The organism is Pseudomonas sp. CAN1, from assembly GCF_030462585.1.
Taxonomy (GTDB): domain Bacteria; phylum Pseudomonadota; class Gammaproteobacteria; order Pseudomonadales; family Pseudomonadaceae; genus Pseudomonas.
Window position 1 is genome coordinate 28194 of sequence record NZ_JASMRU010000012.1, and the last position, 15965, is coordinate 44158.

The following is a 15965-nucleotide window of genomic DNA, read 5'->3' on the forward strand; positions in this document are numbered from 1 at the left end:
GGTGCGTTCCTTGAGCTTGAAAAGGTAGAAAGCCGGCGGTACCGGGCTGCGACGACGGATCAGCGGGCGAGCAGGCGCTCGAGCTGGGCGTCGAACCAGGCGACGAAGGCCGGCGACGGCTGCGCTTCGACGGCGAGATACCACCAGTCGGGCGCGGCGAAGGACCGGCATTTCACCGCGTCCTTCTCGGTCATGACCAGCGGCAGTTCCGGCGTAAAGCGCAGCTGCTCGGCGGTATAGGCCGCWTGGTCGGGGAAGGGATGCGGAATCGGCCGCCAGTTTAGCGCCTCGAGCGTCGTGAAGAAACGCTGCGGGTTGCCGATCCCGGCCAGCGCATGTAGCGACTGTCCTGTAGGAAAATGCGCCACATCCCGCCGCTCGCCACTCGCCAGGTTGACCAGGGCAGAAGGTCGCAGGGTGAAGGAGAAGGCCCCCGGCGGATCGGACGGCGCACCGTTGTGCAGCACGGCGTCGACTTCGGCCAATCGCTCGGCGGGCTCACGCAGCGGCCCGGCTGGCAGGCAGTGACCGTTACCCAGGCCTCGCGCGGCATCGATCAGCACCAGTTCCAGGTCGCGGGCCAGACGGTAGTGCTGCAGGCCATCGTCGCAGAGGATCAGGTCCAGCGGCTCTTCGGCGAGCAACGCGCGCACGGCGCTGGAGCGGTCCGGGTCGATCATCAACGGTACGCCGCTGCGGCGCACGATCATCAGCGGCTCGTCGCCCGCTTCCGCCGCCGACTGCTCGGCGCGCACGCGCCAGGGTGTCTGCGGCGGCTTGGCGCCATAGCCACGGCTGACCACACCGACCTTCAGCCCACGGGCGCGGCAGTGTTCGATCAGCCAGAGGATCATCGGCGTCTTGCCGGTACCGCCCACGGTGATGTTGCCGACCACGATGATCGGTACGGGAGCTCGGTAAGCTGGCTTCGCGCCGGAGAGGAAGTCCTGCCGGCGGCCCTGGGCGACGCGCCGGTAGAGCAGCTCGAGCGGCCTGAGCAGCGCAAGGGCCGGGTGGCCCTTGTACCAGGCGTCGAGCAGGCGGTCGGAGAACGCCATCAGGGGGTCTTCTTGTCCGCCCGGGACTCGATGGTGGTGATGCGCAGGTGGGTGAAGCCCAGCTTGCCGGCGGCATCCATCGCAGTGACCACGGACTGGTAGTCCACCTTGCCGTCGGCGGTGATGACCACCGGCAGGCTGTTGTCACCGGCGGATTCGCGCTGCATGGCGTTCATCAGGTTTTCCAGGTCGTCGCGCGCCAGGCTCTGGCCGTTGAGCGCGTAGTGACCTTCCACGCTGATGGAAATCTCCAGCTGCTTGATCTCGGTGGCTTCGGGCGGCGTGCCGCTGACCGCCTCGGGCAGTTCGACCTTGAGCTGCGAGGGCTTGGTGAACGAGGTGGCGACCACGAAGAACAGCAGCAGCACGAAGATCACGTCGATCAGCGACGCCAGGTTGATGAAGACGTCCTCGCGGGCCGCTCCGCCCGCTCTGCGGCGGAATTTCACGCTTTGCCTTCCTCGACGAAGTCGACTTCGCGATCGCCCTGGGTCACTTCCACCAGCTTGATGGCTTCCTGCTCCATGGCGATGACCAGTTCATCGACGCGGCGCAGCAGGTAGCGGTGGAAGAACACCGCCGGGATCGCCACGATCAGGCCGGACGCGGTGGTGATCAGGGCCTTGGAGATACCGCCGGCGAGCATCGGCGCGTTGGCCATGCCGTCGCCCATGAAGGCGCTGAAGATCTGGATCATGCCGAACACGGTACCCAGCAGGCCGAGCAGCGGCGCCATGGCGGCGATGGTGCCCAGGGCATTGAGGTAGCGCTCCAGCTCGTGGATGACGCGGGAAGCGGCCTCCTCGATGCACTCCTTCATGATTTCGCGACCATGCTTGGAGTTGGCCAGGCCGGCGGCGAGGATTTCACCCAGCGGGGAAGAGGCGCGCAGGTCCTTCAGGGCCTGGCTGTTCATCTTCTTGTCCTTGATCTGCTTCCACACCTGGCCGAGCAGCTGCGGCGGGGCCACGCGGCTCAGGCGCAGGGTCCACAGACGTTCGGCGACGATCGCCATGGCAGCGACGGAGCTCAGCAAGATCGGCAGCATCATCCAGCCGCCAGCTTTGACCAGTTCCCACACAGTGGTGAATCCCCTGAAAAAAAGTGGCGCCACTCTAGCACAGGGGCCATGGCGAACCGACGGCCCCGGTCTCAATTTTCCTGCCAGAAATGTGCGCCTTCCCGCACTCCCCCAAGCTCGCCATGGGCGCCGAGCATCAGGGTCAGCGCGCCCTGCTCCGCCGTATCCTGAATCCGTATGCCCAGCGCGCGAAAGCGCTCGACGACCGACGGATGCGGATGGCCATAGGGGTTGTTCGCGCCCCGGGAGATGATCGCCGTGGACGGCTGGATCGCCTGCAGGAAGGCCAGCCCGGAGGAGCTGCGGCTGCCGTGATGCCCGGCCAGCAACCAGTCGATGTGCTCGCCCGGATGCGCGGCCAGCCAGGCCAGCTCGGCGGGCTGCGGCAGGTCGCCGGTGAGCAGGATGCGTTCGCCGTTGGCCTCGATCTCCAGCGCGCAGGAGCGGTCGTTGCTTTCCCGCGCCCCCTCCCAGCTCCAGCTGGAAAAGCGGACGCCATCGACCATCCATTGCGCTGAACGGCACGGACTGGCCTGCAGCTCCGGCGGCAGGCGCTCGGGTTCACCGCTGATGACCTGCGCCGGGCGCAGTGCGCGCTTGACCGCGGGGGCGCCACCGGCATGGTCGTTGTCCGCATGGCTGAGCATCAGCATGTCCAGACGACCGATGCCCAGGCTGCGTAGCGTCGGCACGACGACGCGCTCGCCAATATCGAAATCGCCATTACGCGCGCCAGTGTCGTAGAGCCAGACCTGGCTGCGCGTGCGGATCAGCACTGAAAGCCCCTGCCCGACGTCCAGCACGCGGATCTGCGCCTGACCCGATGCCGGCAGCGGCAGCGCCGGCCAGAACACCGGCAGAAACATCGCCAGCCCGAATGCCCGCAGGGGAATGCCGCTGGGTGCCAACAACAGCAAGGCACCCAGCATGGCCAGCACGAGCGCCCAGCCCGATGCGGCCACCGGCTGCCAGGCCGGCGCCAGTTCAGCCATCCAGCCGAGCAGGCGGAACAGCAATTCCAGCAATCCGCCGGATACCCACAGCAGCAACTCGCCCAGCCAGGGAATCCCCAGCGCCAGGCTGCCCAACAGCGCCAGCGGCACCACCACCAGCTCCACCCAGGGCACGGCAATCAGGTTGGCGACCACTCCGGACAGGCTCAGCGGCAGTCCCAGGGCTATCGACGCCGGCAGCAGCCCGACCGCCATCAACCATTGCGCACGCAGCCAGGTGCGCCAGGCGGTCCAGCGCCCCAGTCGGCCGGAGAAGCCGAAGATCAGCAACGCCACCGCCGCGTAGGACAACCAGAACCCCGGCAACAGCACCACCAGCGGCTCGGCCAGCAACACCACCAGCAAGGCACCCAGCAGCGGCGTCCACAGCCCGCGATGGCGATAGCGCAGGCGCCACAACAGGACGATGGAGACCATCACGCAGGCGCGCTGCAGCGGCACGTCGAAACCCGCCATCAGGCTGTAGGCCCAGGCTCCCGCCGCGGCCAGCCCGCAGGCACAGGACAGCCAGGGAAGGCGCGCCGGCCAGCAGCCGAAGCGCGCCAGCCCGGCCACCACGGCATAAAGCAACCCCGCCAGCAGCGAGATGTGCGAGCCGGAGATCACCATCAGGTGCAGGGTTCCGGTGTCCTGCAGGACCTGCCAATCCGCCGTGGTCAGCCCGGAAGCATCCCCCAGCACCAGGGCCGCCAGGGCTCCCGAGCGGCCATGGGCGTCCACCGCCAGCAGGCGCTTGCGCCAGGCTTCGCGCCAGGCGCTGGGGCCGCTGGCGAATTCCAGCCGCTGGCCGTCCTTGATGCTACCGGTAGCGCCAATGCGCTGCGCGGTGAGCCAGGCTTCGTAATCGAACCCCGCGCCATTGGCCATGCCGTGGGGACGCTTGAGCTTTACCGCCAGCCGCCAGCGCTCGCCGCCCTCCACGGGCGGCCCACCGAACCAGGACAGGCGCAACGTGGCAGGGACCTTCTCCCGCGGGCTGGAAACCTCGCCGAGCATGAAACGCACCGATGGCCCGGAGCGATCCGGCAAGCCTTCCACCCTGCCCTCCAGCCACAGCGTGCGGCCATCCAGCGCCGTTGCCAGCCGGTCGTCCAGCGCCCACTGCGCCGACTGGCAGGCCCAGGCAAAACCGAGCAGGAACAGGCCGACGAAATAGCCGCGAGTGATCAGCAAAAGCAACGCAACCAGCGCGATAAGCAGCAGCACCCAGCCGGGCGGCAGCGCCGGCATCCAGCGCAGGAGCAGCAATCCCAGGGCCAGTGCGAACATCCCTGCACGAGGCAAGCCGATTCCCCCAGCGACTCCGCGTAGCCGCCGGCCCACCTGGCCTGCAGCGGTTACACACGGACATGATTGGCAACCAATGACTGTCATCTAGCTAGGCATAATGGTGCGTCGTCCGTCTGCCAGAGATTTCCTTCATGCCGCGCCGAATCTTCAAGCGCTACATGCCGGATCCGGAGAGCATCAGGAACCACAAGGGCCTGCGCTTTCTCGGACCGCTGATCCAGTCGCCCAACCTCTGGCACCTGAATCGCCGCTCCGTGTCCCGCGCCATGGGCATGGGGCTGTTCGCGGCATTCATCCCGATCCCGCTGCAGATGCTGCTGGCCGCCTCGCTGGCCGTGTGGGTGCGGGCCAACCTGCCGATCTCGGTGGGGCTGGTCTGGCTGACCAACCCGATCACCATGCCGCCGGTCTTCTATTGCACCTACAAGATGGGTGCCTGGGTCATGGGCATCCCGGCACGCGCCCTGCCCGAGCACCTGACCTGGGAATGGATCAGCGGCGAGTTGTCGATGCTCTGGCAGCCGTTCCTGCTTGGTTCGGTGATCTGCGGCATCCTCGTGGGCATCCTCGGCTACCTGGCTACCGAGGGTTACTGGCGCTGGTGGATCGGCCGCAGCTGGCGCCGGCGCCGGGCGATGCGCAATCTGCAGCAGGGGTTGTGATTTTTTCGTAGGAGCGAGCTTGCTCGCGAACCGCCAAACCCCAGAGTCGCCGGTAAGATTGTTCGCGAGCAAGCTCGCTCCTACAGGATGCCCCTGGAAACGAAAAAGCCGCCCCGAGGGGCGGCTTTTTCGTGGACCGGTGGATCACTCGTAACGCAGCGATTCCGCCGGCTGGGTCGAGGCCGCACGCCAGGCCGGGTACAGCGTGGCGAGGAAGCTCATCGACAGCGCCGCGACACAGATCAGCACGATGTCGCTGATCTGCGGGTCGGACGGCAGGTAGTTGATGAAGTAGATGTCCGAGTTGAACACATGGGTGCCGGCGACGCGCTCCAGGGTCGAGACGATGGCGGTGACGTTGTACGCCGCCAGCACGCCCAGCACGCAGCCGATGACGGTGCCGATCAGGCCGATCACCGTGCCCTGCACCATGAAGATCGCCATGATCTGCTTCGGCGTGGCGCCCAGTGTGCGCAGGATGGCGATGTCCGCACGCTTGTCGGCCACCACCATGATCAGCGTGGCGATGATGTTGAACGCGGCAACCGCGACGATCAGCAACAGCAGCAGGCCGATCATGGTCTTTTCCATCTTCATCGCGCTGAACAGGCTGCCCTGGGTGTGGGTCCAGTCCACCGAGCGATACCCGTCGCCCAGTTGCCTGGCGATGGCCGCGCCGACTTCCGGTGCCTGGAACAGGTCCTTCAGGGCAATACGCACGCTTTGCACCTGACCGGGCTGCCAGCGCATGAGGCTGGCTGCGTCGTCCACGTGAATCAGCGCCAGGCTGCTGTCCAGTTCGGCGCCGACCTTGAAGATGCCGACCACGTTCAGGCGCTGCATGCGCGGGGTGATGCCGCCGGGCGCAGTGCTCGGCTCGGGAACGATGAGCAGCAGGCTGTCACCGACGTTGACGTGGAAGCGCCGCGCGGTGATCTCGCCGATGACCACACCGAATTCGGTGGCCTTGAGATCGTCGAGGCTGCCGCGGACCATGTGCTGGCCGATGATCGACACCTGGGTTTCCAGCGCCGGGTCGACGCCATCCACCTCGATGGGCTGCATCATGCCCTTGTAGGAGAGCATGCCGTCGACTTCGGTGTAGGGCACCGCGCCGACGATCTTCGGGTTCTGCTTGGCCACTTCGGCGACGTGCTGCCAGTTGTCCAGCGGGCCGCTGGCCTGCTGCAGCACGGCGTGCGGGACCATGCCGAGGATGCGCGAGCGCATTTCCTTCTGGAAGCCGTTCATCACCGAGAGCACCACGATCATGGCCAGCACGCCCAGGGCGAGGCCGATCATCGAGGTCAGCGAGATGAACGAGATGTAGTGGTTGCGGCGCTTGGCACGGGTGTAGCGGGTGCCGATGAAGACGGACAGGGGTCTGAACATTCCGTTATCCCTCAGGCGGCGACCAGCCGACCCTCTTCCAGGCGCAGCACGCGGTCCATCTGCTGGGCGAGGTGGGTGTCGTGGGTCACCACCAGGAAGGCGGTGCGCAGGGACTGCGACAGCTCCAGCATCAGCTCCTGGATACCGTGGGCGGTGTGTTGGTCGAGGTTGCCGGTGGGCTCGTCGAGCAGTACCAGCTTCGGCGTATTGACCAGGGCGCGGGCGATGGCCACGCGCTGGCGCTCGCCGCCGGACAGCTCGGACGGCTTGTGGCTCAGGCGATGGCCCAGGCCCACCCGCTCCAGCAGCGCGGTGGCACGCTGGCGTGCTTCCGGGATCGGCGTCTTGCCGATCAGCAGCGGCATGCAGACGTTCTCCAGGGCGGTGAACTCCGGCAGCAGGTGGTGGAACTGGTAGACGAAGCCCAGCGCGCGGTTGCGCAGCAGGCCGCGCTGCTTCTCGTTGAGCGCCGACAGCTGCTCGCCGGCCAGCCAGACGCTGCCGGTGCTGGGCGTGTCGAGGCCGCCGAGCATGTTCAGCAGGGTGCTCTTGCCCGAGCCGGAGCTGCCGACGATGGCGACGCGCTCGCCGGGCAGCAGTTCCAGCTGCACGCCGGAGAGCACCTCGACCGACTGCGGGCCTTCCTCGTAGCGCTTGCCGAGGTCGCGGCAGCTCAGGACGGCCTGGTCGTTGGGGGTCGGCTTACTCATAACGCAGGGCCTCCGCGGGCTGGGTGCGGGCCGCACGCCAGGCCGGATACAGGGTGGCGAAGAAACTCAGGATCAGCGCGGCGCTGCACACCAGGATCACGTCCTCGCTCATCAGTTGCGAGGGCAGGTAATCGATGAAGTAGACGTCCGCGTTGAGGAATTTGTGGCCCAGCAGGCGCTCCAGCAGGGCAATGGCGGAGCTGACGTTGAGCGCCGCGAGGATGCCCAGCACGCCGCCGATGAAGGTGCCGATGACGCCGATCACCGTGCCCTGGACCATGAAGGTCGCCATGATCTGCCCGGGCGTGGCGCCCAGGGTGCGCAGGATGGCGATATCGGCCTTCTTGTCGGTGACGACCATGACCAGGGTGGAAATGATGTTGAACGCGGCGACCGCGACGATCAGCAGCAGCAACAGGCCGATCATGGATTTCTCCATGCGGATCGCCTGGTACAGGTTGCCGTGGCTGCGGGTCCAGTCGCGGGCGAAGTAGTCGTTGCCCTTCAGCGTGCGGGCAATTTCCCAGGCGGTGCGCGGCGCCTGGAACAGATCGTCGAGCTTCAGGCGCAGGCCTTCGACCTGGCCCTGCTTGAGGCGGCGCATGCGCGCAGCGTCGTCGATGTGGACCATGGCGACGTAGCCGTCCAGCTCGCCGGCACCGACATGGAAGGTGCCGACCACGGTGAAGCGCTTCATGCGCGGGAACATGCCGGCCGGGGTGACCGAGACTTCCGGGGCGATGAAGGTGACCTTGTCGCCCAGCTTCACGCCCAGATTGTTCGCCGCCTTGTCACCGATGATGATGCCGAACTCGCCGGGCTTGAGGCTTGCGAGCGAACCCTGCTGGAAGAACTGGTCGATGATCGAGACCTTGCTCTCCTCGTTCGGGTCCACGGCGTTGATCAGCACCTTCTGTACCGTGCCGCCGGCGCTGAGCAGGCCCTGCATCTGGATGAAGGGCGCGACCTCCAGCACGTTGGGGTGCTGGGTCTTGATCTGCGTGGCGATGCCCTGCCAGTCGGAAATCGGCTGGTAGGACTCCACCGTGGCGTGGGGCACCATGCCCAGAACGCGGGTGCGCATCTCGTGGTCGAAGCCGTTCATCACCGAGAGCACCACGATCATCACCACCACGCCCAGCGCGAGGCCGATCATGGAAGTGAGCGAGATGAAGGAAACGAAGTGGCTGCGGCGTTTGGCGCGTGTGTAGCGCGTTCCGATGTAGACGGAAAGAGGTCTGAACATGTGGGGCCGAATGAGAAGGTGAAGAGTGCGTCGGGCGTCAGATCCATCTGGCGTGCGACTTCCGTGTGGCGAGGCCCGGCAGGCGGCTTTACACTCAGACCATCACTGCCGCCGTGGGTTCGCCATGTCCACTCCAGACGCGGATGACCGCCGCGAATACTATCGTATTGAAGACACGCTCGCATTGGAATTTCGCCCGCTGCGCGAGGACGAAATCCATTCCGGAGAAGTGCTTCAGGATGATTCCGCGCTGTTCAATCTGCTCAGCGACCTGCACCTGACCGACTTCGAGTCGCAGCACCTGCTGCGCCATATCCATGAGCGCGACCGCCCGCTGGCCAGCTACCTGAAGGTGATGAACAAGCGCATCGACCTGATCGCCCAGGCCCTGACCCAGAGCCTGCTGCGCGAGATCGGCCCGGCGCGGCGGGTGACCTTGTCCGAGGGCGGCATCAATTTCCGCGACGATCAGCCACTTCCCGTCGGCCAGGCCCTGGCGCTCAAGATAGTCCTGCTGCCCCAGGGCCTCGGGCTGCTGCTGCGCGCCAAGGTGACCCATTGCCAGCAGCAGGCCGAAGGCGACTACGAGATCGGCACCGAATTCGACATACTCGGCGATGCCCAGCGCCAGTTGCTGGCCCGCCACATCCTCCAGCGCCAGGCATCGGAACGCCGCCAGGCCAAGGCCCGCGGCGAATGAAAGAAGGGATTGCCATGCGCCACCTGCTCCTGCTGCTCTGCCTTGTCACACCGCTGCCGCTGCTGGCCGATACCATCGAAATCCCGGTGGGCGCCCAGGGCGACCCGCACATTGCCCTGCCGGTCCGCGGCGAAAGCCAGAAGGCCGTGCTGGAGCGCTTCGGCCTGCCGGACGAGGAACACCCGGCCGTGGGCAAGCCACCCATCTCGCGCTGGGACTATCGCGAATTCAGCGTCTATTTCGAGAGCGGGGTGGTGGTCGATGCCGTCCGCCAGCACCGCTCGCAATATCTCAAGGACCTCTCACCGACTCCCAAGGAGCGCCAGTGACTCTGATCTATGGCCATCGCGGCGCCAAAGGCGAAGCACCGGAAAACACCCTGAACAGCTTCCTGCGCTGCCTGGAACATGGCGTGAAGCGTTGCGAGCTGGACCTGCACCTGTCCCGCGACGGCGAGCTGATGGTGATCCACGACCCGACGCTCAAGCGCACCACCGGCCGGCGCGGCAAGGTCTCCGAGCAGTTGGCGGACGACCTGGTGACCATGGACGCCCGTGATGGCGGTCCGGGCTGGGTACGCCCCTGCCCTATCCCGCGGCTGGCGGAGCTGTTCGAGCGCTGCGAGTTCGAGCACTGGCAGCTGGAAGTGAAAAGCGCATCGAAGGACCGTGCCGGGCGCACGGTGCAGGCGATCCACCAGCTGGTGGGCCGTTTCGGCCTGCGCGACCGGATCACCGTGACCTCGAGTTCGCGCACGGTGCTGCGCGCGCTGGAAGAACTGGCGCCGGACCTGTCACGCGGGCTGGTGGCCGAATACGCCTGGCTCGACCCGTTGAAGGTCGCCGCGCACTACGGTTGCGATCTGCTGGCGCTGAACTGGGCGCTGTGCACCCCGGAGCGCCTGCAGAAAGCGCAGAAACAGGGGCTGCATGTGTCGGTGTGGACCGTCAACGAGCCGGCCCTGATGCGCCGGCTCGCCGATTTTGGCGTGGATAGCCTGATCACAGACTTTCCCGGTTTGGCCACTGCCACGATCGGGAATCGCTGAGCAGGTTCCCCCCGACCGGCTCAGGCCGCCGGTCGGGGTATTTCAAAAAATCCGGTTCAGGCCGTCGAACGCCGCTACGCGGTAGGCTTCGGCCATGGTCGGATAGTTGAAGGTGGTGTTGACGAAGTACTTCAGGGTATTCAGTTCGCCCGGCTGGTTCATGATCGCCTGGCCGATGTGGACGATCTCCGAGGCCTGGTCGCCGAAGCAGTGCACACCGAGGATTTCCAGGGTGTCACGGTGGAACAGGATCTTCAGCATTCCCACCGGCTCGTTGGAGATCTGCGCGCGGGCCATGCCCTTGAAGAAGGCCTTGCCCACTTCGTAGGGAATCTTCGCCACGGTCAGTTCCTGCTCGTTCTTGCCGATCGAGCTGATCTCCGGAATGGTGTAGATGCCGGTCGGCACATCGTTCACGAAGCGCCAGCCATCGTGCTCGACGATGTTGCCGGCAGCCGAACGACCCTGGTCGTAGGCGGCGCTGGCCAGGCTCGGCCAGCCGATCACGTCACCGGCGGCGTAGATGTTCGATACCGAGGTGCGGTAGTTCTCGTCGGTCTCGATCTGGCCGCGGCTGTTGACCTTGATGCCGATGTTCTCCAGGCCCAGGCGGTCGGTGTTGCCGGTACGGCCGTTGCACCACAGCAGGGCGTCAGCCTTGATCTTCTTGCCCGACTTCAGGTGCAGGATCACCCCGTTGTCCAGGCCTTCCACGCGCTCGTACTCCTCGTTGTGACGGATCAGCACGTTGTTGTTGCGCAGGTGGTAGCTCAGCGCATCGGAAATCTCGTCGTCGAGGAAGCTGAGCAACTGGTCGCGGGTGTCGATCAGGTCCACCAGCACGCCCAGGCCGCTGAAGATCGAGGCGTACTCGCAGCCGATCACGCCGGCTCCGTAGATGATCAGGCGGCGCGGGGTGTGGCTAAGCGACAGGATGGTGTCGCTGTCATAGACGCGCGGGTGGTTGAAGTTGATGTCCGAGGGACGATACGGGCGCGAACCGGTGGCGATGACGAACTGGTCGGCCACCAGGCGCTCCACGGCGCCGCTGGGGGTCACGACTTCAACGGTGCGCTCGTCGACGAAGCTGGCGGTGCCGTTGAACATGTCGATGCGGTTGCGCGCGTAGTAGCCAGTACGCGAGGACACCTGCTTGGAGATCACCCGCTCGGCGCTTTTCAGCACGTCCGGGAAGGAGAACCAGCGCGGCTCGCCGATCTGGCGGAACATCGGGTTGGTGTTGAACTCGATGATCTGCTTCACCGAATGACGCAGTGCCTTGGACGGGATGGTGCCCAGGTGCGTGCAGTTGCCGCCGACCACGCGACGGCTGTCGACCACCGCCAGCTTGCGCCCGTACTTGGAGGCGTTCATTGCCGCCCCCTCGCCTGCCGGGCCCGTGCCGAGAATCACCACGTCGTAGTTGTAGACAGCCATGCGTACTCCTTCAGAACAGGCCGGGGCGCCCGCGTGGCGCTCCCGGCGAAGCCCCGGCACCACATGCGCCGAGGCGGATCGAAATCATTGGGCAGCTTAGCCCTGCGGCAAAAGGCTGCACATTAGCGGTTGGTCGGCAGGTAGGCGAATTTTGCCGCCACTACATGCCTTTACCAGCCTGCGGGCGACCATCATGCCCGCCAAAGCTTTCATTCAGGCGACGGGAACAGCGCTTCGAAGCGCGTCGTCGCACGGGTTACGAACCCCTCGCCCTGGCGCACGATGAAGAAGGCCGCCAGCCCGTTGCGTTCGGCAAAGGTATAGCCCTCCTCCGGCCCCAGCACCATCAGCAGGGTCGACAGGCCATCGGCGCGCAGGGCCTGGGCTTCCGCCACGGTGACCGCCGCCAGCGCATGGCGGACCGGCGCACCGGTGCGCGGATCGAAGGTGTGCGAATAGCGCTGCCCACCCTCTTCGAAATAGTTGCGGTAGTCGCCGGAGGTGGACAGGCCGATGCCGTCCAGCGCCACCGAACGCTCCACCTGCCGCTCGCGCTCGCCGCTGGGCACTTCCAGGGCGATGCGCCAGGGCGTGGCGTCCGGCTTGTGGCCCACGGCCTTGAGCTCGCCGGTAATCTCCACCAGGTAATCCTTCAGGCCCAGCTCGGCCAGGCGTTCGCTGACCTTGTCCACCGCGTAACCGGCGACGATGCTGTCGAAGTCCAGCTGCGCAGCGACATCCTTGCACAGCTGATCGCCATCCTGGCGCACGTGCTGGTGACCGACGCGAGCACGCGCCTGCTCCAGGGCGGCGGCATCGGGCACCTTCTCGGCGCGCGACTGCGGGCCGAAACCCCAGAGGTTCATCAACGGTTCCACCGTGAGGTCGAAGGCACCGCCGCTCTGCTGGGAAAGTTGCTCGCCATAGCGCCAGAGTTGGAGCAGGTCCGCCGGCATCGCCATGCAGGCGCCGGCCGGCAAGGCATTGAAGCGGGACAGCACGGAGTCGTCGCGGTAGGTGGAGAACTGCTCGTCCAGGCTCGCCAGGATCGTGTCGACCTCCACCTTGAGCTTCGCTGCCTCCGGCGCCTTGCCGACAGGCACGAACTGCACCGTGTAGCTGCTGCCCATGGTCGGCCCGCCGAAGCGCTCGACGGATTGCCCGCAGCCGCTCAGGGCTACCACAACCAGCACGATCAACAGGCTTGCACGGGACAAGATCATCTCCATCAGCCGCCAGGGGCGCGGCGCCGGGCATTCTACCGCAAGCACCCGGCGCCACTGTTTCCGCTCTGGCAAAGGTGCATTACCAAAAGAAAACGGGAGCCGAAGCTCCCGTTTCTCATCCGGTTCAGGCGTTGGCCTTGCCCGGGGACTTGCGCTTGAACAGGTAGCACACACCCATCAGCACGATCCAAACCGGGATCGCGTACACCGACACGTCGATGCCCGGGATCTGCAGCATGATGCCGAGGATGAACACCACGAAGGCCAGGCACAGCCAGTTGCCGTAGGGGTACCACAGCGCGCGGAAGAACGGCTGCACGCCCTTGGCGGTCATGGCCTTGCGGAACTTCATGTGGGCCAGGCTGATCATCGCCCAGTTGATCACCAGCGCGGCGACCACCAGGGACATCAGCAGCTCCAGCGCCTGGTGCGGGATCACGTAGTTGACCACCACGCAGGCCAGGGTGATGAAGGCCGAAACGCCGATGGCCAGCAGCGGCACGCCACGGTCATCGACCTTGGCGAAGGCGCGCGGGGCGTCGCCCTGCTCGGCCAGGCCGAAGAGCATGCGGCTGTTGCAGTACACGCAGCTGTTGTAGACCGACAGCGCGGCGGTAAGCACCACGAAGTTCAGGATGTTGGCCGCGTACTCGCTGCCCAGCAGCGAGAAGACCTTGACGAACGGGCTGCCGCTGTAGGGGTCGCCGGCGCTGTTGATGCTCTGCAGCAGGGCATCCCAGGGGTACAGCGAGAGCAGCACGGCCAGGGCGCCGATGTAGAAGATCAGGATCCGGTAGATGACCTGGTTGATCGCCTTGGGGATCACCTTCTTCGGCTCGGCCGCTTCGGCGGCGGTGATGCCGACCAGCTCCAGGCCACCGAAGGAGAACATGATGATCGCCAGGACCATCACCAGGCCCTTCCAGCCGTTGGGGAAGAAGCCGCCATGGGACCACAGGTTGCTCACCGAGGCCTGTGGGCCGCCGGTGCCGCTGACCAGCAGCCAGACGCCGAGCAGGATCATGCCGATGATGGCGACGACCTTGATGATCGCGAACCAGAACTCGGTCTCGCCGAAGGCCTTCACGTTGAACAGGTTGATGGCGTTGATCAGCACGAAGAACACTGCCGCCGTCGCCCAGGTCGGGAAGTCCGGCCACCAGAACTGGATGTACTTGCCGACCGCGGTCAGCTCCGACATGCCCACCAGGATGTACAGCACCCAGTAGTTCCAGCCCGACATGAAGCCGGCGAAACCGCCCCAGTACTTGTGCGCGAAGTGGCTGAAGGAACCCGCGACGGGCTCCTCGACGATCATCTCGCCCAGCTGGCGCATGATCAGGAAGGCGATGAAGCCGCCGATGGCGTAGCCGAGGATCATCGACGGGCCGGCAGATTGCAGTACGCCGGCGGAGCCCAGGAACAGGCCGGTACCGATGGCGCCGCCGAGGGCGATCAGCTGGATGTGGCGGTTCTTCAGGCCGCGCTTCAGCTCGCCTTCATGCAGATGTTGTCCATCCATTTGAAGTCTTTCCAGGTTCGGGAATTGGCAGATTTTATTGGTGTTTATGGTGGAGCCAGTAACGAAAAACGGGAGCCCGAGAGCTCCCGTTTATCTAGACCGCCTGGATCAGCGCGGGAAAGCCGGCGGGTTCACGCCAGCCATGTCTTCCATCACGCGGACGACCTGGCAGCTGTAGCCGAACTCGTTGTCGTACCAGACGTACAGGACGACGCGGTTGTCGTTGGCGATGGTCGCCTCGGCATCGACGACGCCGGCATGGCGGGAGCCGACGAAGTCGGTGGACACCACTTCCTGGGAGGAGACGAAGTCGATCTGCTTCTGCAGGTCCGAGTGCATGGCCATCTGGCGCAGGTACTCGTTGATCTCTTCGCGGTTGGTGGCCTTTTCCAGGTTCAGGTTGAGGATGGCCATGGAGACGTTCGGCGTCGGAACGCGGATGGCGTTGCCGGTCAGCTTGCCTTTCAGAACCGGCAGAGCCTTGGCGGCAGCGGTAGCGGCGCCAGTCTCGGTGATCACCATGTTCAGCGGCGCGGCGCGGCCACGACGGCTGCCCTTGTGGAAGTTGTCGATCAGGTTCTGGTCGTTGGTGAACGAGTGAACGGTTTCGACGTGGCCGTTGACGATGCCGTACTGGTCGTTCACAGCCTTGAGCACCGGCACGATGGCGTTGGTGGTGCAGGAAGCGGCGGAAACGATCTTGTCGTCAGCGGTGATGTCGCCATGGTTGATGCCGTGGACGACGTTCTTCAGCGCGCCCTTGCCCGGAGCGGTCAGGATCACGCGATCGATACCCGGGCACTTCAGGTGCTGGCCCAGGCCTTCGGCGTCACGCCACTTGCCGGTGTTGTCGACCAGCAGGGCTTTCTTGATGCCGTACTGGGTGTAGTCGATCGACGCCGGGTCGTTGGAGTAGATCACCTGGATCAGGTTGCCGTTGGCGGTGATGGTGTTGTGTTCTTCGTCGATGGTGATGGTGCCGTCGAACGGACCATGCACGGAGTCACGACGCAGCAGGCTGGCACGCTTGACCAGGTCGTTCTCGGCGCCCTTGCGGACGACGATGGCGCGCAGGCGCAGGCCGTCGCCACCACCGGTCTTCTCGATGAGGATGCGCGCCAGCAGGCGGCCGATACGACCGAAACCGTAGAGGACGACGTCGGTGCCTTCGCGGGCGCCGCCGTTCTGCTTGCCGACGACATCGGCCAGCTCGTCCTTGGTGAACTGCTCGATGCTGCGGCCGTTACCGTCGGTCTTGAACTTGGCAACCATCTTGCCCAGGTCTACCGAGGCTGCGCCCAGCTTGAGCTCGCTCATCGCCTTGAGGATCGGGAAAGTGTCGTGAACCGACAGCCCGCCTTCTTCGGCCAGGCGGTGACGGGCGAAACGGTGCGCTTTGAGGATCGCGATCACCGAACGGTTGATCAGGCCACGGCCGTAGATCGAGGTCACCACGTTGTTGTTACGGTACAGCTGACCGATCAGCGGAATCATGGCTTCCGCGAGGGCTTCACGATCGATCCACTCACCGAGACACTGGTCGGGCTTCTGGGTCACGGGCAATACCTTCCACATGTAGG

Annotated in this window: 15 protein-coding genes; 4 read left to right on the top strand and 11 right to left on the bottom strand. The window is 65.5% G+C overall.

Translation table 11 applies throughout. From position 1 onward, the window contains the following. Positions 1–59: 59 nt before the first annotated feature. The 4 genes from lpxK to QO207_RS17025 all read right to left on the bottom strand — a co-directional run bounded on the left by lpxK (position 60) and on the right by QO207_RS17025 (position 4421). A complete protein-coding gene (gene lpxK / locus QO207_RS17010) occupies positions 60–1058 on the bottom strand; it encodes a tetraacyldisaccharide 4'-kinase (RefSeq protein ID WP_301533514.1) in 999 nt (332 codons plus the stop codon). Continuing rightward, complete coding sequence (locus QO207_RS17015) at positions 1058–1507, bottom strand: biopolymer transporter ExbD (protein WP_017519261.1); 450 nt, start codon at positions 1505–1507, stop codon at positions 1058–1060. Before QO207_RS17015 ends, lpxK begins: the two co-directional genes overlap by 1 nt. Further along, positions 1504–2139 carry a MotA/TolQ/ExbB proton channel family protein gene (locus QO207_RS17020; protein WP_301533515.1) on the bottom strand — a complete coding sequence of 212 codons (636 nt, stop codon included), beginning with the start codon at positions 2137–2139 and terminating at the stop codon, positions 1504–1506. The genes QO207_RS17015 and QO207_RS17020 overlap by 4 nt, the downstream gene beginning before the upstream one ends. 71 nt (positions 2140–2210) lie before the next feature. Further along, a complete protein-coding gene (locus QO207_RS17025) occupies positions 2211–4421 on the bottom strand; it encodes a DNA internalization-related competence protein ComEC/Rec2 (protein WP_301533516.1) in 2211 nt (736 codons plus the stop codon). 152 nt (positions 4422–4573) lie between these two features. Between QO207_RS17025 and QO207_RS17030 the strand changes: the two genes are divergently transcribed. Beyond that, positions 4574–5104: a DUF2062 domain-containing protein gene (locus QO207_RS17030; protein ID WP_301533517.1), complete on the top strand. Its 531-nt coding sequence runs from the start codon at positions 4574–4576 to the stop codon at positions 5102–5104. 144 nt (positions 5105–5248) lie between these two features. On the opposite strand, the gene QO207_RS17035 is transcribed toward QO207_RS17030, so the two are convergent. The 3 genes from QO207_RS17035 to QO207_RS17045 are packed head-to-tail and all read right to left on the bottom strand — an operon-like array spanning position 5249 to position 8452. Continuing rightward, positions 5249–6496: a lipoprotein-releasing ABC transporter permease subunit gene (locus QO207_RS17035; RefSeq protein WP_301533518.1), complete on the bottom strand. Its 1248-nt coding sequence runs from the start codon at positions 6494–6496 to the stop codon at positions 5249–5251. Between the two features lie 11 nt (positions 6497–6507). Further along, the gene (gene lolD / locus QO207_RS17040; RefSeq protein ID WP_017519266.1) at positions 6508–7206 is read right to left on the bottom strand and encodes a lipoprotein-releasing ABC transporter ATP-binding protein LolD; all 699 of its coding nucleotides are present in this window, start codon (positions 7204–7206) and stop codon (positions 6508–6510) included. Beyond that, a complete protein-coding gene (locus QO207_RS17045) occupies positions 7199–8452 on the bottom strand; it encodes a lipoprotein-releasing ABC transporter permease subunit (protein WP_301533519.1) in 1254 nt (417 codons plus the stop codon). The genes lolD and QO207_RS17045 overlap by 8 nt, the downstream gene beginning before the upstream one ends. 124 nt (positions 8453–8576) lie before the next feature. Here QO207_RS17045 and QO207_RS17050 point away from each other — a divergent pair, with 124 nt between their 5' ends. The 3 genes from QO207_RS17050 to QO207_RS17060 are packed head-to-tail and all read left to right on the top strand — an operon-like array spanning position 8577 to position 10200. Continuing rightward, positions 8577–9152: a PilZ domain-containing protein gene (locus tag QO207_RS17050; RefSeq protein WP_301533520.1), complete on the top strand. Its 576-nt coding sequence runs from the start codon at positions 8577–8579 to the stop codon at positions 9150–9152. 14 nt (positions 9153–9166) lie between these two features. Next, positions 9167–9481 (top strand): phosphodiesterase, encoded by a 315-nt coding sequence (locus tag QO207_RS17055; RefSeq protein WP_301533521.1) that lies wholly within the window; start codon positions 9167–9169, stop codon positions 9479–9481. Continuing rightward, positions 9478–10200: a glycerophosphodiester phosphodiesterase gene (locus tag QO207_RS17060; RefSeq protein WP_301533522.1), complete on the top strand. Its 723-nt coding sequence runs from the start codon at positions 9478–9480 to the stop codon at positions 10198–10200. The genes QO207_RS17055 and QO207_RS17060 overlap by 4 nt, the downstream gene beginning before the upstream one ends. A gap of 42 nt (positions 10201–10242) precedes the next feature. Here QO207_RS17060 and sthA read toward each other — a convergent pair whose 3' ends face one another. The 4 genes from sthA to QO207_RS17080 all read right to left on the bottom strand — a co-directional run bounded on the left by sthA (position 10243) and on the right by QO207_RS17080 (position 15960). Then, positions 10243–11637, bottom strand: coding sequence for a Si-specific NAD(P)(+) transhydrogenase (gene sthA / locus QO207_RS17065; RefSeq protein WP_045211662.1), 1395 nt, complete (start codon positions 11635–11637; stop codon positions 10243–10245). Positions 11638–11846: 209 nt separating this feature from the next. Continuing rightward, positions 11847–12860 (bottom strand): FAD:protein FMN transferase, encoded by a 1014-nt coding sequence (locus tag QO207_RS17070; RefSeq protein WP_301533523.1) that lies wholly within the window; start codon positions 12858–12860, stop codon positions 11847–11849. 127 nt (positions 12861–12987) lie between these two features. Further along, a complete protein-coding gene (locus tag QO207_RS17075; RefSeq protein ID WP_301533524.1) occupies positions 12988–14385 on the bottom strand; it encodes an amino acid permease in 1398 nt (465 codons plus the stop codon). Positions 14386–14493: 108 nt separating this feature from the next. After that, positions 14494–15960: a glyceraldehyde-3-phosphate dehydrogenase gene (locus QO207_RS17080; protein ID WP_301533525.1), complete on the bottom strand. Its 1467-nt coding sequence runs from the start codon at positions 15958–15960 to the stop codon at positions 14494–14496. Positions 15961–15965: the final 5 nt, after the last annotated feature.